Below are 24766 nucleotides of genomic sequence, written 5' to 3' on the forward strand. Positions count from 1 at the left end.
TACATTTTTGGTGATACAATATGGGGGAAGGATAACACTTTGCCCCTCATATTGTATTATTATTCAAACAACAAGGCCATAATTATGTGCGTTATTTCAGCATCTTTTTCTGTATCTCTGTATATTTCTGCAACTTTTTGACTTTATACACTTCAGCGGCATAAATAAAAATCCGCATCGCATTCTGGTCATTGCGAAGTATATAAAGGCAGGCGGAAGTAATTACTTCCGCCTGCCTTTTATCAGTGCGCTATCAAATTTCGTAGAGGTCTGCGTAGCTTCCGTAGGTAGCGGGGTTCTTGCCCTCCATACGCTTGATGGTACTCTCCAGATGCTTGGTGGTATAGGCGGCAAAATCGGACTCCATCAGTTCAAAAGTTTTGTCCTCAGCGGCCTTTTTCTTCTGAGCCGCCTCTGCCACAGCCTCAGCATCCTGACGGCGGATGACGACGATACCATCCTTATCCCCCGCCAGAATATCGCCTGGAAACACCACCTGTCCACCGCAGGCTACAGGCACATTGACTTCGCCAGGGCCAAACTTCCAGGGGCCCTGAGGAGTTATACCCTTAGCATAGATAGGCATATCCAGTAGTTCAATACCGTCCAGGTCACGAAGGCAACCGTCCACCACGATGCCAGCCAGCCCCTTTTTTGCCGCAAAACGCATCATAATCTCGCCGGCCAAAGAGCGATTGCAGCCACTAGCACCGTCCACGACGATAACATCGCCAGGCTGTGCCATATCAAGGGCCTTGTGGAAAAACAGATTATCTCCAATAGGAGCCTTTACAGTAATAGCGGTCCCCAGCAGGGGTTTAGCCCTAGCAGGGTTCAGCAGACGAATGTAATCATGCATACAGTAGAGACGGTTCATCTCATCGTTAATATTGCTAGATGGCAATCCCCGGAACTTTTCTATCAGAGTGGGGTCGGAGCGGGTAAATTCGGTGAAGATACGGTTTCCAATTGTAATCATAGTATCCCGTCTTTCTTAACTTAGATTTAATTAAACTAGTAGGTCCTGGTTGACGATAGCCCGCATATTCTTGTTACCGGAGCTATCATACTTGGCGATATTCTCCATACAGATAGCGGCCATGTTCATGTCATTGTCGATGGTATTCCCGCCGCAGTGGGGTGTGGTAACCACATTGTCCATCTTCAGCAAAGGGGAATTCTGGGGCAGAGGCTCTTGTTCAAAGGTGTCCAGTCCGGCACCCAGAATTTTGTTTTCTTGGAGGGTTTGGATCAGATCAGCTTCGTTGATGACTCCACCACGAGAGGTGTTAATGATACAGGCGCTGGGCTTCATCAAATCCAATTTGGCCTTGTTAATCATGCCTGCAGTGGAGTCAAGCAGAGGAACATGGATACTGACGATATCAGACTGGGCCATCAGGGTATCCAAGTCCACATAGGTCACACCCAGGGCATCTTCCTGCTCCTCAGTCAAGCGAAACACGTCATAGTAGAGCACATGGCAGTCAAAGCCACCCTTCACGATGGCAACCACCTTCTTAGCAATATTGCCAATGCCGATCAGGCCTACGGTCTTTCCGTGAAGCAGATAGGACCGTGAAGAAAACTGCTCGCGCGCCCACTCGCCTTTCTTCATTCGCTCGGTCATAGGGACCACATTGCGCAGGAGGGTCAGCATTAAGGTTACCGCTACCTCGGCCACGGGCATGGCGTTCCCACCCACGCAAATAGCCACGGGGATGGATCGCTCACCGGCAGCCTTCACGTCAATTTTGTCATAGCCCGCACCCCATTTCTGGATCATCTTTAGTTGGGGGGCCGCATTTATTATGGCAGCATCTACGGTCCCTCCCCGGTTGACTATATAGTCAGCCGGGGCAAGTTGGGCCAGGTCGCCATCTACCGGCACATGGCAGGTTTCAAAGCCTAAAGGGCATTTCTCCTCCAGTGCGGAGAGCATATTGGGGGTAAAGGAACCGTACAGTATAATTTTTTTCATGGGAACATACACCTCTAATTACTTCTCGTTGGCGATGGCTCGGGATTTCTTGTTGACATAGTTCATCAGGATGGGGGAGAACAGAGAAATCACAATCAGGATCGCCAGCACAATAGCAATGGGACGGCCCATGAAGTATTGGAGCATTCCGCCCTTGGCGTTGGCTAGGATGACGGCGCGGCGCCAGTTGTTTTCACAAATCTCGCTGAGCACCATACCCAGGATCATGGGAGGAGCGGCGAATCCACACTTCTTCAGCACAAAGCCAATTAGGCCGAAAGCCAGCATTACGTACACATCAAACATATTGTTGCGGATAGCAAAAGTGCCTGCAGTAGCCAAGGCAACGATAACAGGACCCAGAAGACCCATAGGTACAGTACTAACACGGGCAATATATTTGGCGGCAAACATACCGATAACGCCCATCAGGATGTTGGCGATAAGGAAACCGATCATGATAGCATAAGTAGTAGGGGCGTGCTCAGTAAACATGGAGGCGCCAGGGGTCAGGCCGTGAATCATCATACCGCCCAAAAGAATGGCCGCCACGGAACTGCCGGGCAGTCCAAGAGTGATGAGGGGGATTAGGGCTCCGCCGGTAGCGGCGTTGTTTCCGGTCTCACAGGAGGCCACGCCTTCCAAAGCGCCGTGGCCGAACTCCTCCGGATGTTTGGAAAAGCGCTTGCCAAGAGAGTAACAGATCCAGGAGGAAACACCAGCGCCAGCGGCGGGGACTATGCCCACAATAGTACCTACGATGGAGCAGCGACCCATAGTGGGAAACAGGGTCTTCATTTCTTTCCAAGGTGGCAGGCGGCGGCTCTTCTTTAGGTTCTCCTGGTCTTCGATGACAGACCCCTTCTTTCCATGGTACACGTCCCAGGCTAAGGACATGACCTGGGAGATAGAGAACAAGCCTATCAGAGCTGGAACGAAGTTAATGCCGTCCTCCAGTTGGATGACACCCAAAGTCATACGGGGAACACCGGTGATGGCGTCCAGGCCTACACATCCCAGAGCCAGCCCCATTACACCGGAAAACAGGCCTTTGATAACCGAGTCTCCAGCCAAACTGGCGATCACAGTCAGTCCAAAGACGGCCAGTAGGAAATACTCCAGCACGGAGAATTTTAGGGAGAAGGCTCCCAGGGCAGGGGCAATCAACAGCATAGCAATGGCACTGACGGTGCCGCCCAATGCCGAGCCAAAGGTAGCCACACCCATAGCCTCCATACCACGGCCCTTCTTTGTCAGCTGATAACCATCAATGGCAGTAGCGGCAGAGGCGGGGGTACCGGGGGTATGACATAAAATCGCGGTGATGGAACCGCCGTAAATGGCAGAGGTGTACATAGCCACCAGCATAGTCAGGGCGGCCACAGGATTCATACCGTAAGTGATGGGAATCAGCAGGGAGACGCCCATAGCGGCGGAGAAGCCAGGCAAAGCACCGATAACCATACCCCCCACTGTACCGGCTACCAGGGCCAGTACAGCGTCAAGAGTTAGCAGGTTCTGAGCCCCGGCCATAATATTTGCTAACACAGTTCTGTATCCTCCCTTCTTACAGCAAACGGCCCAGAATGCCGAAGCCGTCAATGGAGACGTTGAGCATACGGGCAAAGACAAAATACATTAACAATAAGTAGACTACATCAATGGTAATGATGATGGGCCAGGAAGTCTGTTTCATAAAGCGCATTAAAATGATAAGGATGATGGCAGTTGCAGGGATGTAGCCGATAAACGCAAACAGAGCCACATATAGGGCCACAATACACCAAGTGATCACAGGAATCTTCAGGACATCCCAGGTCAGTTCCATCTTCTCCGCCTCGGCGGGATCTTGGCTCTTACGCATACCGTGATAGATAATAAGGATGGACAAAATTGTCAAAAGAGCAGCCAGCAAACGGGGCATCATAGCCGCGTCAGAGGGCAGGTCCATGTTCAGGGCAAAAATCAGAAGGGTGATCGCCAAACAAACGAATCCAATAAAAACATCTTGATGAATTTGTTTCTTCATAGGAGTGCTCCTTTCTCAGTGGAGTGTCAAACTCTCGTCCGGCACTCCACAAGGTATTTGGCCAGAGAAGTCTTATTTCTCAACATCCCACAGTTCCAATCGGGTGTCTAGTTGATCCATCAGCAGATTGTAGTAGTCATCGCCGGTATACAATTCCAGTTGAGCACCCATGGCCGCCATGTTATTCTGATAGTCCTCATCGTCCATAACCTTGATCAGAGCTTCAGTCATTCGGTCCACTATCGCCTGGTCCACACCGGGCATATAGGCGTATCCACGGGCGGAGAAGGACACATAGTCATCCAGCCCCAGTTCAATGGAGGTGGGCACATCGGGAGCAAATGGGGAACGCTCAGGAGCAAAAATAACAATTGGCTTGTAGCCATTGGCCTCAGCGTCCATCACATCGCCCAAGTTAGCGGACAGAAAATCAGTTTCACCGGCCAGGAACATGGTAGTGGCGTCGCCAGCACCATCTACGGGGATAACGGTCAACTGGCAGCCGTGCTCCTTCTCCAGCATCTTGGCTACGGTAGCGTCGCCACTGGTGATACCGGCTGTGGCGGAAGCCAAGATCAGGGGGTTTTCCTTGGCGTACTCGATCAGGGAGGCATAATCCGTGAACCGGGTCTCATCGCTGCGGATGGCCAGGACCTGATAGTCAATGACATGGTTGGCCAGTAGCTCGAAATCATCCAAAGTAGTCTCGCGTGGGTTGGCCTCGTCATAGTGGCCATACATGGCGGACAGATTGACCAGAGCCATAGTGTAGCCGTCAGGCTCTGTGTTGTTCAGCAACTGGTTCCAAGCCAACCAGCTACCGCTGCCAGGGACGTTCTCAACGACAACGGGTACGCCCAGTTCCTTACGCAGGGCCTCCGCTACATAGCGGCAACCTAAGTCAGAGGAGCCGCCAGCGGAATAGCCGCACAAGATGGTGATGGGTTTGTCGGGCCACGTTCCATCGGCCACCACAGAAGTATCACCGCCGGTACTGCCAGTGCTGCCGGTAGAGTTGTTGCCGCCACAGGCGACCAGACTCAGAGCCATGGCTGCAGTCAGGAACATTGCAAATAACTTTTTCATGCTTGTAGTCCTCCCACTTTTTTGTTTTATTTTGATTGGGTAAACATCCCCACAACCAACAATTTGTATAAATAATATTTATTTTGTTAAATATTTTTATTGATTAGTTTCGTTAACCGATTTTGTTAATCGATAAATAAATGTTAAAAAAGAGAAGGATGCTTAGCATCCCGTCTCTCGATTTAATTCCGCTTGGTAGAATCCCGAAAAAAAACTTTCCCGCTGAGGGCCACATGATTCTGGCTCATACGATTTTCCGCTAGAGCGGCCATCAACTCCTCCGCCGCCTGAATACCCATCTGGTCCATGGGCTGGCGGATAGCAGAAATGCCTGGCGAGACCAACTCAGCCCAGCCTTGGGCATCATAGCCGCAAACCCCGATATCCTCTGGGATGTGGCATCCCCGTCGCTCCAGTTCTTGTAGGGTCAGAAACAAGGTATGGGTATTCACGGCCATCACAGCCTTCCGCGTCCCCACCCATTTGGCTTTGAATTGGTCCAAGGCTTCCGGAATCTTTGGGTCCTTCCGCCCCACCAGGGCAATGGACTCATCCGGCTCCATGTCAAACAGCTCTTTGGCTCTCTGAGCAAAGGCGTCTCCCATTCTTCTTTTGTGGAAGTTGTTCACATCCAGTAGAAACTGGACCTTCTCAAAGCCCTGCTCCTTTAGATGAACCATCATCTGGCCGATCATTTCTTCATGTTTTACATAGACACAGCCATAAGGCCAGTCTGTCAATCGCCGGGTGCACAGCACCACTGGGGTCCCCCGCTGGCACAGTTCTATATAACGGTTCGATTTCTCCAGACAGGGAATAATGATAAATCCGTCCACCTGCTGGTTCTGACAAAGCTGTATGGCCTCCAACTCTTTGTCAGGATCATCGTCGCTACAGCACACCACTGTGCCATAGCCATATTTGTTGCACACATCCTGGATTCCAGTGACAGTCTGTGCCCCAACCTGGTACCGCAGAGTGTTCACTACCACACCAATCAGGTTGCTCTTCTTAGACCTGAGCGTCCGGGCCACATTGTTGGGCACATAGCCTGTCTGCTCAATGACTTGCTCGATACGGCGGCGGGTCTTATCCGACATATAGCCGTAGCTGCCATTCAAATACCGGGAAATCGTGGTCTTGGATACTCCTACCTCCCGAGCAATATCTGAAATTGTTACCTTCTCATCCATAATTTCTCCAATTAGGCCGCCTTTGTGTATCGGTTTCTATGTATAAAATAACAAACCCCGTCTATTTTGTCAAGCTGACGATATCCACAAAATATGATTTCATATTTGTTGAGTTCCTACAAGAACTTCGGACACACATTTATCTGTCCCAGTTGTTGCCCTCCTAAAATAACCTATCCCTAGTCATCGGCTCCGTGCCCTCTATCAGCAGTTAAAGACCACTTCCGGACGTGCCGGAACTGGCACGTGGCGGGACAGCCGCTGGAGGAAGATTTTGTCCGCATAAATGTCCGCTACATTTTTCTATTGTGGACAACATTAACCTTGCTGATAGCACAGCAGCATCTAGAATACGCCCTGACATCACCTAGCATTTGCGCAGAATCTCCGCCAGCAGCGCCGTCACCGCCCTGGTCCTGCTAGCTGTATACGGGGGCTACTTCCTGGCTACCGCTCTGGCCTGCCGCCGGATGGCAAAACAGGCCTGAGGCTGTACAAGAAAGAGGCGATCCACTGACGATGTATCCGCTGTAAATGGGCATATTCCACACTTACGGGGTGAGGTACGCTTTTATTCTTTCGCACCTGTGGGCACGAAACTCTGTGAGGTTTTTTTGATAGTTTGTGGCCCGCCCATGGATATCCATGGGCGGGCCTTTCTGCCTTTACCCAGTCGAGAGGGGCCTCCATTTCCCTCATGGGCCGCCGGCCGAGGCATTCTTTGCGTTTTAATGCAAAACAGTTCGCTCTCTAGCCATAAAGATTGTATAAAAAAGCTCTATGCAGGCCGGGAACAGGTGACTATAATACGGATGATTATTTTGGCTCCTGTTTGGAGGTATGTGCATGACTAAGGACCTGACCCAAGGCAGTCCCATGGGACTAATCGTCCGATTCGCCCTTCCCACTCTGCTGGGGATGCTGTTCCAGCAGCTTTATAATATGGTGGATACCATGATCGTGGGCAAGCTGTTGGGGGCTTCCGCCCTGGCGGCGGTGGGCTCTACCGGCTCCATCAACTTTTTTGTCATCGGCTTCTGTATGGGGCTGTGCGGCGGCTTTGCCATCCCGGTGGCCCAGCGGATGGGGGCCAACGAGCCCTCCAAGATGAGGCGCTATGTGGCCAACTCCGCCTATCTCGCCGCCCTTTTCTCCCTGTTGCTCACCACGGCCACTGGTCTGCTCTGCCGCACGATTCTGACCGTCATGCGGACTCCGGCGGACATCTTTGACAACGCCTACACCTATATCTTTATCATCTTTATGGGCATCCCCGCCACCATTCTCTACAATCTGCTGGCCGGCATCCTCCGCTCCCTGGGAGACAGCAAGACGCCGGTGGTCTTTCTGGCGCTGTCCTCCTTTCTCAATATTTTCCTGGACTTCGCCCTTATCCTGTGGTTCGACGCCGGGGTGGCGGGGGCAGCCATCGCCACGGTGGTATCCCAGGGGATCTCCGGTGTAGCTTGCCTATGCTACATGGCCAAAAAATATCCCATCCTCCGCATGAGTCGGGAGGAACGGCGGCTGGACGTCCACTCCTGCCGGGTGCTGTGCGCCATGGGAATCCCCATGGGCCTGCAATACTCCATCACCGCCATCGGATCCATTATCCTCCAGTCCTCCGTCAACGCCCTGGGCAGTCTCTATGTGGCCGCCGTAGCGGCCGGAGCCAAGCTTTTTCAGCTGCTGGCCTGTCCCTTCGACGCCATGGGAGCCACTATGGCCACATACTGCGGACAGAACGTGGGAGCCTGCAAGCTGGACCGGCTGGGCCGGGGCATCCGCTCCTGCACGGCGCTGGGGCTGGGCTGGTCCCTCCTGGTGCTGTGCGCCATGCTGGCCTTCGCCCCTCAGTGTGCCATGCTCTTCCTGGACCCCAGTGAGGAACAGTTGGCCCTGCTGGTGGAACTGACCGCCCGGTATACTGTGATCCAAGTATCTTTCTACTTTCCCCTGGCCCTTGTGAATATTGTCCGCTTCTCCATCCAGGGGATGGGCTTCTCCACCTTCGCCATCCTGGCCGGGGTGCTGGAGATGTTTGCCCGGACCGGCGTAGCCACCCTGCTGGTCCCCATCTTTGGCTATACCGCCGCCTGTCTGGCCTCCCCCGCCGCCTGGCTGGCCGCAGACCTGTTCCTGCTTCCAGCCAGTATCTTCTGCATCTCCCGGCTGCGCAAGCTCTACCCCTCTGTCCCGGACAATGAGCGGACTGCCGACCCCGCCCCCGCTCTTCTGTCGGACCCGGCCCGGTAAGAGCAAAAACTTTTCTTCAGGACTTGACACAAGGCTCTATCTATGATACAACAAGTAGCGTTGTTGCTTCAGCACTTTTAAGCGATAAAGTATTTGGGGAGGAACTCCAATGGAAGAAAACCGACCAATGGCCCAGCACGAGCAGGAACAGCTGGAAGCCAAGGCCCAGAAGCTGCTGGAGGAAAAGGAGGCAGAATCCCGCACCCGCTCCTACTCCGGCCCGGCAGGTACAGCAATCACCATCCTTCTGTGTGTGTGGACGGTGTTCCAGCTGTATTACAGCACCTTTGGTGTCATGAGCGCCATCAACCTGCGGGCATTCCACTGTATTTTTCTGCTGGCTTTCACCTTTCTGCTCTACCCCACCTATAAGCGGGAGAGGCGGGTGCGGAAGCTGCCTCCGGTGTGGGACCTGGCGCTAGTCGTGCTCACCGTTCTCACCTTTGGCTATCTCATCTTGAATTATGAGCGCATCGCCCAGAACGGCGGCCGGATCAACCAGTTTGAGCTGATCATCGCCGGTGTGGCCCTGGTGCTGGCCTTTGAGGCTGCCCGCCGGGCCTCTGGCAATCTGGCCATCCTGGCCCTGATCTTCCTGGCCTACAACTGGTTTGGCCAGTATCTGCCCGGTAAGCTGGGCCACAACGGCTTTACTTTGAAACGGGTGCTGTCCACCCAGTTCTGGGGGACCCAGGGACTGTTGGGCACCGGCATCGGCGTTTCCGCCACTTACATCTTCCTGTTCGTGGTGTTCGGCGCCTTCTTGAAGTACAGCGGCTTCTCCCGCTTTATCAATGACTTCTCCCTGACCCTGGTGGGTCAGACCGCCGGCGGTCCGGCCAAGGTGGCGGTCCTCGCCTCCGCCCTGATGGGCATGATCAACGGCTCCGCCATTGCCAACGTGGCCACTACCGGCACCATTACCATCCCCCTGATGAAGCAGACGGGATATAAGAAGGAATTTGCCGGCGCCGTGGAGGCGGTGGCCTCCACCGGCGGTCAGTTCTGTCCCCCCATTATGGGCGCGGTAGGCTTCGTCATGGCGGAATTTTTGAACCTGAGCTACACTGCCGTCATGCTGGCCGCCATCATCCCCGCCTTTTTATACTATTTGGGGCTGCTGTTTGCCGTCCACTTCGAGGCCAGGCGGCTAGGACTGTCCGGCCTGTCCAAGGAGAACATCCCCGACGCTATGAAGGTACTCCGGGAACAGGGGCATCTGGTGATTCCCCTGGTGGTCCTCATCGCCCTGATGGCCATGGGTTACACCCCTCTATATGCCGCCGTCATCGCCATCTTTGCCACTATCGCCGCCAGTTGGCTGCGGAAGGACACCCGGATGACCTGGTCCAAGATCGTGGCCGCCACGGTGGAGGGGGCCAAGGGCGCTGTTTCCGTGGGTGTCTGCTGTGTTATCATCGGCGTCATCATTGGCACCGTTACCCTCACCAGCCTGGGGTTGAATATGGGCTACCTCATCCTCTCCGTCGTGGAGAACAGCAGCATCTATCTCACTGGTCTGCTGGTCATGATCATGTCCACTATCCTGGGCATGGGCGTCCCCGGAGTGGCCGCCTACGTCATCGTTCAGGCGGTGGCCGTCCCCGTTCTGATCGACGTGAACGTACTGCCTATCTCCGCCCATATGTTCTGCCTTATCTACGCCTGTCTGTCCAATATCACCCCCCCGGTGGCCATGAGCAGCTATGTGGCCGCCGGCATCGCCGGCTCCAACCAGACCAAGACTGGCCTGCTGTCTGTCCGCCTGGGCCTGGTTGGCTTCCTGATCCCCTTCTTCTTCCTGGATAACCCCATCCTCCTCATTGGAGCCGACCCCACCGCCACCATCGCTGGCAGCCTGTGGGCCATGTTCACCGCCTCCATCGGCACTGTGGCCCTGGTGGGCGGACTGGAGGGTTGGTTCGTCCGCAAGTCCAGCTGGCCTGAACGTATCGTCCTCATCGCTGTGGCCCCCCTGATGCTCTATCCCGGAGCGGTCACCGACTTCATCGGCTTTGCCATCCTAGCGGCAGTCATTCTCTTCCAGTTCTTCACCCGCCGCCACGCCCCGGCACAGACTATCTGAACCTTGTCCTGGACCCCATCTGTTGTTCCTCATCCTCCTGTCACAGGGTGTTGGACATATGAAATCACATCGCAAAGGAGTATTCGAAATGAAAAAGATCCTCTCTCTTGCCCTGGCCGCCGCTATGACCCTTTCTCTGCTGGCCGGCTGCGGCTCCAAGGACAGCGGCAGCTCCACCAGCTCCGCCAACAGCGGCGGCGCCTCCAGTCAGACCACCGGGACCCATGACCCGGTCACCATCAATTTCCCCACTGCCTCCGCCTCCGGCGCCCTATACGCCGTCGGCGCCGCCATCACCAATCTGTGGGATACTGAGATCGATTATGTCAGCGCCTCCAGCCAGGCCTCTGCCGGCGGCATCGAGAACCTGACTCTGGTATCCGAGGGCGAGGCCCAGGTGTCCATTGCCATCTCCAGCAACTGCTACCAGTGCCTCAACGGCACCGACAGTTTCGAGGGTTACGCCTATGACGATCTGAAGGTCATCGCCGGCCTGTACTTTAACCCCAATCAGGTGGTGGTCACCGAGAAGTCCGGCATTACCTCTCTGGCCGATGTGGCCGGCAAGCACTTCGCTGTGGCCGCCGCCGGCTCCTCTGTGGAGGGTGAGTGCCGCAACCACTTCACCGCCGCCGGCCTGACCTACCCCGACGACATCCAGGCCGAATATATCGACTTTACCGCCGCCGCCGATATGCTGGCCAACGGCACTATCGACGGCGCCTGGATTATGTCCGGCGCCCCGGCCGCCGCTGTGTCCCAGGCCCTCTCCTCCGGCTGCAAGCTGCTGAATATCGACGACGCCATCATCTCCTCCCTGCAGGAGCAGTACCCCTGGTACGCCCCTTTGACCATCCCCGCCGGCACTTATCCCAACCAGGACGAAGACATCCAGACCTCCGCCATCAAGATGGTTATGTTCTGCCGGGGCGATCTAGATGAGGAGACCGTCTATCAGCTCACCAAGACTTTCTGGGAAAATATTGATAAGTTGGGCGACTCCCAGGCCAATCTGAAGGGTCTGACTCCCGAGGAGGCGGTAAAGGATATCGCCGATCTGCCCCTCCATTCCGGCGCTGAGAAGTACTACACCGAAATCGGTGTGCTGTGAGCTTCTCTATTGGACCGAATAATTTAAATAGCCCCGGGACCTGAACAGGTCCCGGAGCTATTTTTATCATCTTATCCACAGGCCGCCGTTCCCTTTGGCATACCTTATTTTCCCACGCAAAACCGGGAAAAGATGCGGTCAGTGATATCCTCCCGGACCGATTGGCCGGTCAGCTCCCCAAGGGCGGACAGGGCCTCCTCCACATCGGTAAGCAAGGCGTCCGGGGTAATCCCCGCCTCCAGGGCCTCTCGGGCCCGGCCTACCGCCTCCCGGGCCCGACCAGCCGCCTCGGCCTGCCGCTGGTTGGTGAGCATCTGGCCATAAGAGGCATCGCTGCCGCGGGGAAACAGGTATTCCACGGCGGCGGCCAGATCATCAAGGCCCTCACCAGTGGCAGAGCTGACAGCCACCGCGTGGGGCGCTTTTGCGCCGATCACCCCCAGGCTGCTGGCATTGCGGGCCAGATCCTTCTTGGACACTACCAGTACCCAAGGTTTTCCGGTATCTGAAACGGTCCGCATCAGATCCAGGTCCTCCGGGGTGAGGCGGACAGTCCCGTCCACTATCAGGAGGATGAGCTCCGCCTGTTCTATGGCCTGCCGGGAACGCTCTACTCCCATCCGCTCAATGGGGTCGTCGGTGTCCCGAAGACCGGCGGTATCAATGAGGCGGAGGGTGACGTTGCCCAGTTCCACCCGCTCCTCCACCGTATCCCTGGTCGTTCCCGGAATATCGGTGACAATGGCCCGCTCATATCCCGCCAGCGCGTTCAACAGGGAAGATTTGCCTGCGTTGGGCCGCCCCACGATGGCACAGGGGATCCCATCCCGAAGATAGCGCCCCCTCTGGTAACTGCCTGCCAGCGTCCGGAGCGCATCCTCCTGACCCCGCAAAATCCCATTCAGCTCCTCCAGCCGGAAGGGGTCTATGTCCTCGTCCGGGTAATCCAGTACCGCATGGAAATGGGCCATCACGTCCACTAAGGCGGAATAGATCTCCCCGATCCTTTTGGATAAAGCTCCGGCCAGCTGTCCGGCCGCATGGCGGGCCCCCTCCCGGCTTCTGGCTTCCAACAGGTCGCCCACCGCTTCCGCCTGGGCCAGATCTAGCTTGCCGTTCAAAAAGGCGCGCCGGGTAAACTCCCCAGGCCCCGCCTGACGGGCTCCCTGCGCAAACAGGGCCTCCAGCCCTAGAGAGAGCACCATAGGCGCCCCATGGCAGTGGAACTCAGCGGTATCCTCCCCGGTGTAGCTGGCTGGGCTCAGGCTGTAGGTACACAGCACCCGGTCGATGGGACGGCCCTCCAGGTCCAGCAGGTCTCCATAGACCAGGCAGCGGGGGGCATGATCCGTTAATCCCCTGGGCCCCAGCGGTTTGAAGCACTTTTCCGCAATCTCTACCGCCTGCGGGCCAGACAGGCGGAGTACCCCGATGGCTCCGGAGCCAGCGGGAGTGGAGATGGCAGCTATGGTGTCAGTGTAGTACATAAAAACCTCCTCTGGTAGGCGGGCCGACAGGAAGCGGTCCGCTTCCTGCAAAAACAAGCATCAGGTTTTTTGTCGAATTTTTACCCTTGACAACAATTATGGAAACCAAAATGAATTGTCTATCCTTCAACAGTTAACATAATGTTTTGTGGAAAACTCTGTGGATAATGTGGACAATCCCTGAAAACAGGGAATACTTTCTTCTGTGAAAATCAAAATAATGGTTTCGCAAAACTGCATATACATCTGTCAAAAAATAACCGTCATCCTTTGGGTCCCGGCGCCCACCTTACCCAAAAATGCAGGAAGACCGCCGCGCCCTGAGCCGGCCACGGTAGCCGGAAGGACGGGCGGCCTTCCTGTCCAGGGGGCCGGCCTTACATCCGTTTTACGACAGCTCTGGCCGCCTGCACACCAGAGGCACCGGCCTGAGCTAGTCCTCTGGTAACACCGGCGCCATCACCCGCGGCAAAGAAGTTGGGCAGGGCGGTTTCCAACTCCTCGGTGAGCTGCAGGCGGGCGGAGTAGAACTTCACCTCTGCCCCGTAGAGCAGGGTGTCATAGTTGGCAGTACCGGGGGCGATCTTATCCAGCTGATAGATCATCTCAATGATGTTGTCCAACTGCCGCTTGGGCAATGTCAGGGACAGGTCTCCGGGGACGGCGGCGGTAAGGGTGGGCCGGACAAAGGACTTGCTCATCCGATGCTCATTGGTGCGCCGTCCACCCACCAGATCCCCGAACCGCTGGACCAGCACGCCACCGGCCAGCATATTGGACAGGGAGGCCACGTGCTTGCCGTAGCGGTATGGTTCATTGAATGGCTTGGTAAAGCGGTTGCTGACCAGCAGGGCAAAGTTGGTGTTCTCACTCCGGAGGGCCGGGTCAGCGTAGGAGTGGCCGTTCACCGTGTTAATGCCCTCCACGTTCTCCGCCACCACATGGCCGTAGGGGTTCATGCAGAAGGTGCGCACCTGGTCGCCGTACTGCTTGGTGCGGTAGACTAGCTTGGACTCGTACACCACGTCGGTGATATGCTCAAAAACAGTGGCGGGCAGCTCCACCCGCACGCCAATGTCTACCTGGTTGTTGAGCAGCTCCAGCCCCAGGTCCTTACACTGGTTGGAGAACCACTCAGCACCAGATCGGCCCGGGGCGGCGATGAGATATTTGCAGGCCACCTCGCCCCCCTTGGCCAGAGTCAGGCGGTAGCCCCCCTCTGCCCGGGCGATGGCGGCCACCTCGGTATTAAAGGAGAACTCCAGCTTGTCCCGCAGTCCCTCGTAGATATTGGTGAGGATGCGCAGATTATTCTCTGTGCCCAGGTGCTTGCACCGGGCCTGAAGCAGGTGGAGGTCAAAGGCCAGGGCCCGGCGGGCCAGAGCCTTGGCCTCTGGGGACTCGGTGGAGAATACCTGGTCAGTGGCCCCGTGACGGACGTTGATGGAGTCCACATAGTCGATCAGCTCCATCACCTTGCCAGGCTCCATGAAGTCAGTGAGCCAGCCCCCAAACTGGGTGGTAAAGTTGAACTTCCCGTCGGAAAAGGCTCCGGCCCCGCCGAAGCCGCACATGGTGTGGCACACCGGGCAGTGGATGCACTCCTTCACCTTACCGGCCACGATGGGACAGCTCCGGTGGTAGATATCGCTGCCCTGATCTATGGCCAGTACCTTTAGGCCGGGGGCTAGATGGGTCAGTTCGTAGGCGGCAAAGATGCCAGCCTCGCCGCAGCCCAGGATGACAACGTCATAATTGGCGTTCATGGGAACGTCTCTCCTTTATCCTTATCTTGAAAATCCATTTTTGTCAGGGATCTCCCCTCAGACACATACAGGAAATAGTATAGCATACTTTTTAAAAAAAAGAAAGAGATTTCCCATAGCGGCGGCCTGTTTCAGTACCTACATGGCTCTAACCGTCCCTTTTCACCAGAGAGAACTGTAAAAAATCGGCAGAAAAGCCGCGCCCATAAATATGAATAAATCTTGACAGGAAAGACAGATGCCTTTACAATAGAAACGGACAAAAATGAAAAACTTTGGGGATGTTTTTCAGTTGTCGCAGAGAGGCCAGCCATTCCAAGTCGGGCGCTCTTTGCGGCTGATTTTATGTACAAGTCCCGTGAGGGCTGGCGGCCTGGACACGGGCGCTGGGGCGGTCCGCTCCAGCCTTATGAAATTTCATGGAGGTGTAAAAGACCAAATGCTACCCTATATCATCGGAGCGATCATCGGTATCGTGATCGGTCTGGCGGTAGGTATCCCTGTAGGCATTCAACGTCGGAAGAAGTCCGCCGAGCAGCAGATCGGCTCCGCCGAGGAGGAGGCTACCCGCATCGTTAATGAGGCCTATAAAAGCGCCGAGAGCAAAAAGCGCGAGGCCATGGTGGAGGCCAAGGAGGAGATCCTGAAGGCCAAGAACGAGCATGAGCGTGAAGTCAAGGAGCGTCGGGCCGACCTGCAGCGCCAGGAGCACCGGCTCCAGCAGAAGGAAGAGAACCTAGACCGCAAAACCGAGAACATCGAGAAGAAGGAGGAGCAGCTCTCCTCCAAGCTGTCCAGGCTGGAGGCCACCCAGGCCGAGGCGGAACAGATCAAAAAGAGCCAGTTGGAGGTGCTGGAGCGCATCTCCGGCTACACCGCGGAGGAGGCCAAACACTACCTGCTCCAGCAGTTGGAGGAGGAAGTCACCCACGAGTCGGCCATGAAGATCAAGGAGATCGAGGCCCGGTTCAAGGACGAGGCGGACACCAAGGCGCGGGAGATCATCTCCCTGGCCATCCAGCGCTGTGCCGCGGACCATGTGGCCGAGGCCACAGTTTCTGTCGTTCCCCTGCCCAACGACGAGATGAAGGGCCGTATCATCGGCCGCGAGGGCCGGAACATCCGCACCCTGGAGACCCTGACCGGGGTGGACTTAATCATCGACGACACGCCGGAGGCCATTACAGTCTCCTGCTTTGACCCTGTCCGCCGCGAGGTTGCCCGGCTTGCCCTGGAGAAGCTGATTCTGGACGGCCGCATTCATCCCGCCCGCATCGAGGAGATGGTGGAGAAGGCCAAGCGCGAGGTAGACGCCGTCATCAAGTCCGAGGGCGAGCGGGCCATCTTTGAGACCAACGTCCACGGCCTGCATCCGGAGTTGGTCAAGCTGCTGGGCCGGATGCGTTACCGCACCAGCTACGGTCAGAACGTGCTCAATCACTCCATCGAAGTATCCCATGTGGCTGGACTGCTGGCCGCTGAGATTGGCGCCAACGTGGCCGAGGCCAAGCGGGCCGGTCTGCTCCACGATCTGGGCAAGTCCATTGACCATGAGGTGGAGGGCTCCCACGTTCAGATTGGCGTGGAGCTGGCCAAAAAATACCGGGAGAGCGAGGGCGTGATCCACGCCATCCAGGCCCATCACAACGACGTGGAGCCCCGGACCGTCGTCGCCTGTCTGGTCCAGGCGGCTGATGCCATTTCTGCCGCCCGCCCCGGGGCCCGGCGGGAGAATTTGGAAAACTATATCAAGCGGCTGGAGATGCTGGAGGAGATCACCTCCTCCTTCAATGGGGTGGAGAAATCCTTTGCCATTCAGGCCGGCCGTGAGGTCCGTATCATGGTCAAGCCCGAGGTCATCAGTGAGGACCAGATGGTCCTGCTGGCCCGGGAGATTGCCAAGAAGATCGAGGACGAGCTGGAATATCCCGGCCAGATCAAGGTCAACCTGCTGCGGGAGACCAAGGCCATCGAGTACGCCAAATAATACAGTCAAAAAGAGCGGGACGCCCCCCAGCGTCCCGCTCTTTTTTGTTGATATTCTCGGAAGAACCACCGCAAAAGGCGGCGATCCGTCTTCAGCGGTACTTCACCGCGGTACCGTAGGCGATGACCTCGGCCGCCCCCTGCATGACTGAGGATGAGCCGTAACGCACGTTGATGACCGCGTCCGCCCCCATGGACTCCGCCTCGTCCACCATACGCTTGACAGCGATTTGACGGGCCTCGTTGAGCATCTCGGTGTAGCTGGTGATCTCACCGCCCACCAAAGTTTTCATCCCGGCCATAAAATCCTTGCCAAAGTTCTTGGACTGGACGACAGTACCTTTAGCAATCCCCAGCACCTCAAGCTCCCTGCCCGGAATATAATCAATGTTTACCAATAGCATATGTCTTTCCTCCTTATACAAACTCACAAACTCCTTTGCTGTATCCAGCTCCTGAAACCGCTTCCGCAGTGTCCACAGCGCGGGCAGCAGCACAGCGGCACAGACCGCCGCCAGTACAGTAAACAGGATAAACAGCCACCGTGGAATGTTCGGGATAGCGCTCAGGGCCGCAAATCCAATGACACAGGCCATCTGGAGCAGACCAAAAAGGGCCATTCCCAAGACAGCCGATCTCTTTTCTCTCCGCAGCCACTCAATATTTCCGCGCTTCATCCAGCTCCCCCCTCTCGATCTCCCGAATCCGCTGGATCAGCACGACAAAACTGAAGGGGATGGTAAGCAGATCTAGAATGGCCAGCAGAAGCAGCAGGCCGTGGAGTTCAGGCCAGGGGGTGTGCTCCCGTGTGAAAAGCAGCAGGGCCGCTCCAAGGATTCGGAATAGGCCGCTGAACAGCACGCTTTTAACGGCAGCCCGCTTCTGTTCCCTCTTGCGGATGTCAGTACCTTTTGGCTTCATCCTCCTCACCCCCTTGGATCTCTTTCCAGCGGCGGTACAAAGAGATGATCGCGCCTAGAGCCACCGCCAAATACAGCAGGGCAAAAAACAGAACGACGCCGGTGGCAAAGGGCTCGGTATCCCCGCCGAAGTAGCCGGTCAATAGGGCGCCAGTGAGCAGGAACATCAGGACCGCCACAGTGATCGTGACCAGTACAGCACCCAGGAAGCCTTTTCCCTTAGTAGTTTTTCGCATCGTCTTCCTCCCCCCGCTGAATCTCCCGAATCCGCTGGATCAGTGCCAGCAGAACCCCCAGAATGACCACTGCCGGGAGGGCCACCAGCACCACGATCAGCGGAAGGGGCGGAGCTTCCGCAGCCTCCACCGTAAACCCCCAAACCATCAGCGCGATGACACCAGCCATAAAGGCGGTCATTACCAGGGCCGCGATTACGGCCGCGGCATAGCGGATGGGCTTCACATCTCCGTACTGCTTATCCTGGAAGGTGGAGCCCGCCTGTTCCATCTGCTCCATCTCCGCCAGCAAGGATCCGGCATCCAGCTCGGCCAGCCGCTCCTCCCGGTTCTTCAGGCAGCGGCACAGTTCCATAGACTGCTCCAGACTGCGCTGCTCCCGCTCCAAGGTGACCAGGTGTCGCCTCATCCCGTCCGCTACCGTGATCCTGCCCGCCTGCATCCGCCGGATCTCCTCCAACGGGACACCCAACTTGCGCAGCAGCTTGATCTGCCGCAGAGTATCCACTTCCTCCTGGCCGTAGTCCCGATAGCCGTTCTCACTGTTGCGCCTGGGAGAGAGCAGGCCCTGCTCCTCATAAAACCGGATGTTCTTTTTGGTGATGCCCACCAGGGCCTCCACCTCGTTGATCTTCATGGGCTACGCCCCTTTCTGGTCCTACTCTACACCTTCCACCTGGGGGAAGGTCAAGACTTTTTCCATTTTTCCTGTAAATAGACCCGTCGGGCCAGCAGGGCCAGGGCTGCCGCCCATGCTGCCAGCAGCGCCTCGGTAGCCGGAATAGGCAGGAAGGCCCCGGCTGCCACAGCGGTGACATCCACCGCGGCGTGGAGCAGAATGGCGGCAGGGAACCAATACCAGCCGCTCTTCCTGGTAACGGCGGCGTACACCAGTACCGACAGGGCGATCTGTACCACCATCGCCGTGATCCGCTCGAAGGCCCCCCAGAGGTAGAGTGCGGCGGGGGTAACAGCAAGAGAGGTGATAGCCGCCATACCAGCTTCTGGAATGGGGCCTATCAGCTCCTCCACCGCTGGCAGGCCGCCCCGGTTGATGGTCAGGGACAGAATGACATTGTTGACCATGGTCATTCCCAAGAGGAGGAATGACTCCGCCCCTCCGTGGCCCGCCCCATACATCAGGGCGTCTCCGGGACCCTGAGTCCACCGCCGGCCCAGCCGGAAGGCCACCCAGCGGCCGCACTCCTCAAAGATACCGGCCATCAGCCCCCCGTACAGAGCGTATAGCCAGATGCTGCTGTTCAGCGCCTGGCTCCAGACCCCGTAGTACAGCAGCCGGTGCCCCTGGGCCTCCAGCCCCATGGCGAACAGCGGGAACACCACACAGCCCAAGAGGAAGAATCTCGTGCGTCCCCCGGTCCTCCGCCGAAATAGCAGGGCCAGTCCCAGCGGGAGGGCGACCGAGAACAGCCCCACCAGCCCCATGACCAGTATGGCCGAGGAGTCTACCGCTCCATTCATTTCCATATCGCTTCCACTCCTTTCTGGTCAGACCATACATGGTCCAGAAGGGGGAATGTCAAGACTATTTTATAAATAACTTTTCTTCCTGTTGGTGGAAGGTCTTCTTTTTCAAAAAGCGGCCCCGGTCTGGCGAGACCGGGGCCGCTGTCCGCAGGTGCGCTTACAGTTTTTTAAAATCTGATACGTCCAGCACGAAGACTGTGGCTCCCCCAGCCTCCACCTGGATGGTGCTATAATTATAGTTCCAAATGGGCGCCCCGCCTATGGGATAGGGTGCGGCCACATCGATCTGGGTCCGCTTCGCACAGTTCTCCCGCAGGATCCCCATGACTTCCTCCACCCTGCTGTCCTCGACCCCGATCATCAGTGTGGTATTGCCCTCCCGCAAAAAGCCTCCGCTGCTAGCTAATTTTGTCACACCGATATTTTTTTCACTCAGAGCGCCGATGGCGGCATAGCTGTCCTTGTCCCGGATCACCGCAAAGATCATTTTCATAGGTTGCTCCTCCTGTACTTCTGTTTTTTCGATGCTTTTAAGACTGATATCCCTAGTCACTAATGTAGTATATAGCGATATTATACACCATTTTGAATCAAAACTTTATTAAGATTTTCTCCGGGATATTTGGCACACATTCAGGATATCCCCCTCTACCTGAAACTTTACCTCCAGACCTCCAAACTCCATGGTGTAGATCCGGTCCGGAGCCTGTTGATAAGAGGGCCTGGGGTCCTGGGCCAGCACCCCAGTCAGCGCGGGCAGCAGTCCTTCTGGAATCAGAGCCTTCCACCGCTCCGGGATATCTACCGCCAGGGACGCCTCCTTGGGTTGGCTGGCAAAGCCCCCCACCGCCTCCGGCTTACAGTCGGAATAGGGCAGGTAGGGCTTGATATCATAGATCGGGGTCCCATCCATCAGGTCAGCCCCCCTGACACGGAGGACGGGCCCCCGTTCCGTGTGCGGATCTATTCCCGCCAGCCGGACACAGCTTAGGCCGATAGGGTTTGGACGGAAGGGGGACCGGGTGGCAAAAACTCCCAATCGGCGGTTTCCCCCCAGTCTGGGCGGCCGGACAGTGGGCGTCCAGCCTTTGTCCCTGACCTCGGAAAAGTCCCAGATAAGCCAGATATGGGAAAATCCTTCCAGCCCCCGCAGCGCATTGAGGTCCCGAAACTGGGGTTCGAACACGACGTCCGCCTCCAACTCCTCCACCAGACCGCTCTGCCGAGGGATACCAAATTTTGTGTGGAACTGGCTCTCGATGTGGGCGATTACCGTCATCGCTCCGTTTTCCTCCACTCCATATCCCCTCCTCCGCCGTCCATTGTCCCCTCTATTATACAACAGGTCAGCCCCGATTTCATCCCCTGAAGCAAATTTGTTTTCGCCCCTAAAAGCCCTCCCGCAAGGAGTTCCGTCGCCCGCAGGCGACGGAATAAAATTTGATCCCGTCATTTCCGGCGACATACGCGTCGGAAATGACACTTCTCCCGCAGGGTGGGCCGACTTTTCCGCTGGGAGTGGAGGACCACCCTGCGTATGGCTTTTCTCGAAAAAGTGTCTTTGCCGCTTTTTCAACAGTTTCAAGCCCCCCTGGTCTTTGACCAGGGGGGCTTCCTTCAGACAGAAAAGGAGCTAATCTGTTCATGCCGGTCCATCAGCCCCTGCAGCTCCTGGGCGCTGATGGGTTCCTTGACCCGGACGGTCAAGGTATAGGCCACATCTCCATCTCCCGTCTTGTTCACGGCGCAGTTGCAGATACTGCCTCCCCGCTCTTGTAGAAGGCGGAAGAGATAGTCCCGAAATTCCAGGGAGTCCCGGAATCGCACCTTGATCTCCTGCATGGTGTAGGCGTCGTTTCCAAAGTGGAATCGGTGCATCAAAAATTGTTCCAACACAATAAGCAGCGTACCTGTGATGCCGATGATATACATACCCGCCCCTAGTGCTAGCCCCACGGCAGACGTGGTCCACAAACCCGCAGCGGTGGTCAGGCCCTTGATAGAAACCCCGGTGCGGAAAATAACTCCGGCCCCCAAAAATCCCACACCGCTGACTACCTGAGAGGCTATCCGCGACGCATCCGCCCCCTTCGTCCCGTAGAGATACACCCCGGCCTCCTGCACAAGATCCGCAAAACCATATTTGGAAACAATCATCATCAACGCCGCTCCGCAGGCGACCATACAGTGTGTGCGCACCCCGGCCTCCTTCAGCCTTTTGGACCGCTCAAAGCCAATTAAAATACCGCAGACGCTGGCCAACACGATACGGAGAAAAAACTCAGCTTCCAGTATGTAGGGGATCATGGACATATACTCCTCTCAAAAACCTCTTCAGCCGCACAGCAGCTGGATCAATGTATCCCAATCCAGGCCGGACACATAGGCCCCAAGGTCCACCCCGGTTAGAGGGGACAAGTCTTCTGGGATGAGCCGCCGTCCCCGGAACAGGTCTTCCAGGGAAGACAGCTCTTCCCTGCCAAAAAAGTCACCGGACAGTTTCAGGCATTGAATCCGGCCTTTCTCCATCGCCAGTTCAGCTGATATCTGACCGAAGGGGTAATACCCCTCCCTCCTGATATCACAGCGGGGAGACGCCCCGTAGTTCCACTCCCACGTCGCGTAGCGGCTGTCCCGCAAAATCTGGATTTCCGACAAATCTCCCTGGCTCAACACGACTGGATGGGGTGCCGCCGCAAAGACTTGTTTCCGTAGCACCTCTTTGAAACGGGCCATAGTAATGGGGCGCTCCAGATGCTCGTTGATTGAGGTGACACGGCTGCGCACGGATTTGATGCTCTTGGAGCGAATCTTGCCCTCCTTCACCTGGAGCGCCCTGGTCAGAGTATCCCGGTCACAGTCCAGCAGGATACAGCCATGATGGAGCAGCCGCCCATTCCTGAAATACTGAGAACTGCCGGATATCTTTTTCCCATCAATGGTGATGTCATTCCGACCGGATGTCTCCGCCGCCACGCCCAGTTCCTTCAAGGCAGCCAGCAGAGGCTTTGTAAACACTTCAAAACGAAATGCTTCAGCCCGGTCTTCCTCCACGATAAATGTGTAGTTCAGATTCCCCAGATCATGATACACCGCGCCTCCGCCCGACAGGCGGCGGGCTACCCGGATTCCCCTCTCATCCACGAATGTCTGGTCAACTTCCTCCAGAGTATTCTGGTATTTTCCTACTATAACAGCTTTATCATTCTGCCACAGCAAAAAATAGTCCTTCATGGGATCCATATGGGTAAAAAAATAGTCCTCCAGCGCCAGATTGTAATAGGGATCTGTGCTGGTGCTTTCATAAAATTCCATAGCGCCGGCGACCTGCTTTCTAAAACAAAAATATTACTAATAATATTTCATTTTTATATTAGATAGTATAGAGTATACTTTCTATTTTGTCAATAGCACTCCGTTTTTTGCCTATATTTTTTATCAATTATTCAACTTTTAAAATTTTTGCTCCAGAAAATATTATTAATATATTTTATCCAATTCTTTTGCCAATCGCCGGGCCATTTCCCGATGCCCCTCAAGATTTGGGTGGATTCCATCCAAAAACAACTCATGGCGCACCTGCCCGGAAACGCTCAGGAAATCCGACGCAAAGTCTACCAGGACCAGCCCGGCACTGGCTGCAAAACGTCTGAGCCACTCATTGTAGGCCAAAATGCGTGGGGCACTCTGATAGAAGTCCACCACCCCCGTCCATTTCTCTGGAGCTTTGGACCAGTCTACCGGAAGCGGAATGCCAATTACCGGAAAAATTCCCTCCGCCTCCAGTTGGTGACAGATCGCGGTCATATTGCCTCTGGCCTGGCTGTCTGTCCCGGAAAAAAAGATATCGTTGCTGCCCCCCATCACCAAGACCCGGCAGTCTCCGCCGCATCGGCGTTCCTCCAGCGCCGGACCCAGGACATCCCGTTGCAGACGAACCAGCATTCCGCCGGTCGTATCACCACTGATCCCCCGGTTGACCACCGTCCACCCACACTCTCTCTGAACAAGAGAGGTCCAGCAGTCCCGGCGAGTTACTCCCGCTCCAAATGTCAGGCTGTCTCCCAGGCATATCAGTTTCCTCCGAATGCCGTCCCCGTTTCTCCCTAGATCTTTACCTATACCACACATCGAATTTTGCCTCCAAGTTTTAATAATATATTTTTCCATCTTCCCTTGACATCTCTGTATATTCCGTCTAAAATATTGATATTCAAAATATATTTTCCTGTTTTTTGCCAATTTTAGAGCAATTTTAAGTAATATCAAACTAATATTTTAATAGAATCGGAGGTCAACTATGCGAGACATTTACTTATCTACTTACTGCGTGGCCTTTCAAGACTACCCCTGGCTGGCGGAGTGCATCCGTACCTTCCCAGACTTCCCTGTAGGTGTAGAATTTGCCACCAGCTGGACCACACCCAATTTTGACGAAAATCTGGTCCGTCAGATCCCAGTCTTCTCCCATCTGCCTATTACCCTCCACGCCCCTTTTGTGGAGGAGTGCACCATCCCCGGCAGCCCAGAGGAGCAATTCATGGAAAAGGAGTACAACAAGGCTTGTCGCCTCTATCATCAATTCCACGCTACCTCCATGGTTATGCATACCCACGAGGGTAGCTTTCCCGCCCAGGAGGGGGACCGCTGGCGAGCCCGCTCTCTGGAGGTCTTGCTGGACTGGACCCGCCGCATGATAGACGAGGGCATCCACGTAACAGTGGAAAATGTGGGCTATCCCAAAAAGAACAGCGTCCTTTTTGACCAGGAGCAGTTCGTAGCTCTTTTTGACCGTCTCCCCCAGGAGGTCGGCTGTCTGATCGATACCGGTCACGCCATGCTCAACCGCTGGGATATTCCCGCCCTTATCCGCCGAATGGGGACCCGCATCAAAGGATACCACCTCAACAACAACGACGGCTTCCACGACAGCCACTACCCTATTTACGACCCAGAGGGCTTCTGTTCCCATCAGGAGATGGACGACATTCTCCGCGCCATCGCCCAATATACACCTCAGGCCCACCTAGTGCTGGAATACGCCCCCGACGGGAGGGCAACCACGCCTGTCATCCACTCCGACATCCGCCGAGTGGTTCAAATCACAGAGTCCCTGTAGCAGCTGTACTCCCTCACAAATA

Annotated in this window: 23 protein-coding genes; 5 read left to right on the forward strand and 18 right to left on the reverse strand. The window is 55.8% G+C overall.

Translation table 11 applies throughout. The features are described from left to right. Positions 1-253 precede the first annotated feature (253 nt). From MCG44_RS13475 to MCG44_RS13500, 6 genes are all read right to left on the reverse strand, one after another. Positions 254-979: an RraA family protein gene (locus tag MCG44_RS13475; RefSeq protein WP_147572805.1), complete on the reverse strand. Its 726-nt coding sequence runs from the start codon at positions 977-979 to the stop codon at positions 254-256. 30 nt (positions 980-1009) lie between these two features. Then, the gene (locus tag MCG44_RS13480; protein ID WP_147572807.1) at positions 1010-1981 is read right to left on the reverse strand and encodes a 2-hydroxyacid dehydrogenase; all 972 of its coding nucleotides are present in this window, start codon (positions 1979-1981) and stop codon (positions 1010-1012) included. An 18-nt stretch (positions 1982-1999) separates the two neighbouring features. Then, on the reverse strand, positions 2000-3529 hold the full coding sequence (locus tag MCG44_RS13485) for a tripartite tricarboxylate transporter permease (RefSeq protein WP_240288704.1): 1530 nt from the start codon (positions 3527-3529) through the stop codon (positions 2000-2002). Positions 3530-3548: 19 nt separating this feature from the next. Then, positions 3549-4010, reverse strand: coding sequence for a tripartite tricarboxylate transporter TctB family protein (locus MCG44_RS13490; RefSeq protein WP_240288706.1), 462 nt, complete (start codon positions 4008-4010; stop codon positions 3549-3551). Between the two features lie 72 nt (positions 4011-4082). Next, the gene (locus MCG44_RS13495) at positions 4083-5096 is read right to left on the reverse strand and encodes a Bug family tripartite tricarboxylate transporter substrate binding protein (RefSeq protein ID WP_147572811.1); all 1014 of its coding nucleotides are present in this window, start codon (positions 5094-5096) and stop codon (positions 4083-4085) included. A 182-nt stretch (positions 5097-5278) separates the two neighbouring features. Beyond that, positions 5279-6289: a LacI family DNA-binding transcriptional regulator gene (locus MCG44_RS13500; RefSeq protein ID WP_240288708.1), complete on the reverse strand. Its 1011-nt coding sequence runs from the start codon at positions 6287-6289 to the stop codon at positions 5279-5281. An 846-nt stretch (positions 6290-7135) separates the two neighbouring features. Between MCG44_RS13500 and MCG44_RS13505 the strand changes: the two genes are divergently transcribed. The 3 genes from MCG44_RS13505 (at position 7136) to MCG44_RS13515 (ending at position 11742) form a co-directional block, all read left to right on the forward strand. Further along, positions 7136-8545, forward strand: coding sequence for an MATE family efflux transporter (locus MCG44_RS13505; protein WP_240288710.1), 1410 nt, complete (start codon positions 7136-7138; stop codon positions 8543-8545). Positions 8546-8654: 109 nt separating this feature from the next. Then, the gene (locus MCG44_RS13510) at positions 8655-10631 is read left to right on the forward strand and encodes a TRAP transporter permease (protein WP_240288712.1); all 1977 of its coding nucleotides are present in this window, start codon (positions 8655-8657) and stop codon (positions 10629-10631) included. A gap of 88 nt (positions 10632-10719) precedes the next feature. Further along, positions 10720-11742: a TAXI family TRAP transporter solute-binding subunit gene (locus tag MCG44_RS13515; protein WP_240288714.1), complete on the forward strand. Its 1023-nt coding sequence runs from the start codon at positions 10720-10722 to the stop codon at positions 11740-11742. Positions 11743-11846: 104 nt separating this feature from the next. On the opposite strand, the gene mnmE is transcribed toward MCG44_RS13515, so the two are convergent. Both mnmE and MCG44_RS13525 read right to left on the reverse strand, forming a co-directional pair. Next, positions 11847-13229: a tRNA uridine-5-carboxymethylaminomethyl(34) synthesis GTPase MnmE gene (mnmE, locus tag MCG44_RS13520; RefSeq protein WP_240288716.1), complete on the reverse strand. Its 1383-nt coding sequence runs from the start codon at positions 13227-13229 to the stop codon at positions 11847-11849. 377 nt (positions 13230-13606) lie between these two features. Further along, entirely contained in the window at positions 13607-14995 is a 1389-nt protein-coding gene (locus MCG44_RS13525; protein WP_147572823.1) for an NAD(P)/FAD-dependent oxidoreductase, read from the reverse strand. A 439-nt stretch (positions 14996-15434) separates the two neighbouring features. On the opposite strand from MCG44_RS13525, the gene rny reads away from it, so the two are divergent. Further along, complete coding sequence (gene rny, locus MCG44_RS13530; RefSeq protein WP_147572825.1) at positions 15435-16982, forward strand: ribonuclease Y; 1548 nt, start codon at positions 15435-15437, stop codon at positions 16980-16982. 91 nt (positions 16983-17073) lie between these two features. Here rny and MCG44_RS13535 read toward each other — a convergent pair whose 3' ends face one another. The 10 genes from MCG44_RS13535 to MCG44_RS13580 form a co-directional block, all read right to left on the reverse strand. After that, entirely contained in the window at positions 17074-17385 is a 312-nt protein-coding gene (locus MCG44_RS13535) for a YbjQ family protein (protein WP_147573039.1), read from the reverse strand. A gap of 253 nt (positions 17386-17638) precedes the next feature. Continuing rightward, complete coding sequence (locus tag MCG44_RS13540; protein ID WP_147572828.1) at positions 17639-17902, reverse strand: hypothetical protein; 264 nt, start codon at positions 17900-17902, stop codon at positions 17639-17641. After that, positions 17883-18137: a hypothetical protein gene (locus MCG44_RS13545; protein WP_147572830.1), complete on the reverse strand. Its 255-nt coding sequence runs from the start codon at positions 18135-18137 to the stop codon at positions 17883-17885. The genes MCG44_RS13540 and MCG44_RS13545 overlap by 20 nt, the downstream gene beginning before the upstream one ends. Continuing rightward, a complete protein-coding gene (locus MCG44_RS13550; protein WP_240288718.1) occupies positions 18121-18774 on the reverse strand; it encodes a MerR family transcriptional regulator in 654 nt (217 codons plus the stop codon). The genes MCG44_RS13545 and MCG44_RS13550 overlap by 17 nt, the downstream gene beginning before the upstream one ends. A 50-nt stretch (positions 18775-18824) precedes the next feature. Next, positions 18825-19625 (reverse strand): YhfC family intramembrane metalloprotease, encoded by an 801-nt coding sequence (locus MCG44_RS13555; protein ID WP_240288720.1) that lies wholly within the window; start codon positions 19623-19625, stop codon positions 18825-18827. A gap of 157 nt (positions 19626-19782) precedes the next feature. Further along, on the reverse strand, positions 19783-20118 hold the full coding sequence (locus MCG44_RS13560) for a cyclic-di-AMP receptor (protein WP_147572836.1): 336 nt from the start codon (positions 20116-20118) through the stop codon (positions 19783-19785). A 108-nt stretch (positions 20119-20226) separates the two neighbouring features. After that, positions 20227-20904, reverse strand: coding sequence for a tRNA (N6-threonylcarbamoyladenosine(37)-N6)-methyltransferase TrmO (tsaA, locus tag MCG44_RS13565; RefSeq protein WP_240288932.1), 678 nt, complete (start codon positions 20902-20904; stop codon positions 20227-20229). 338 nt (positions 20905-21242) lie between these two features. Next, positions 21243-21932, reverse strand: a complete 690-nt coding sequence (locus MCG44_RS13570; protein WP_240288722.1) for an MgtC/SapB family protein — start codon at positions 21930-21932, stop codon at positions 21243-21245. 27 nt (positions 21933-21959) lie between these two features. Then, positions 21960-22940 carry a lipoate--protein ligase gene (locus tag MCG44_RS13575; RefSeq protein WP_147572840.1) on the reverse strand — a complete coding sequence of 327 codons (981 nt, stop codon included), beginning with the start codon at positions 22938-22940 and terminating at the stop codon, positions 21960-21962. A 165-nt stretch (positions 22941-23105) separates the two neighbouring features. Beyond that, positions 23106-23756: a GDSL-type esterase/lipase family protein gene (locus MCG44_RS13580; RefSeq protein ID WP_240288724.1), complete on the reverse strand. Its 651-nt coding sequence runs from the start codon at positions 23754-23756 to the stop codon at positions 23106-23108. A gap of 169 nt (positions 23757-23925) precedes the next feature. Here MCG44_RS13580 and MCG44_RS13585 point away from each other — a divergent pair, with 169 nt between their 5' ends. Next, complete coding sequence (locus MCG44_RS13585; protein ID WP_186852363.1) at positions 23926-24744, forward strand: sugar phosphate isomerase/epimerase family protein; 819 nt, start codon at positions 23926-23928, stop codon at positions 24742-24744. Positions 24745-24766: the final 22 nt, after the last annotated feature.

The organism is Lawsonibacter sp. OA9 (genome assembly GCF_022440585.1).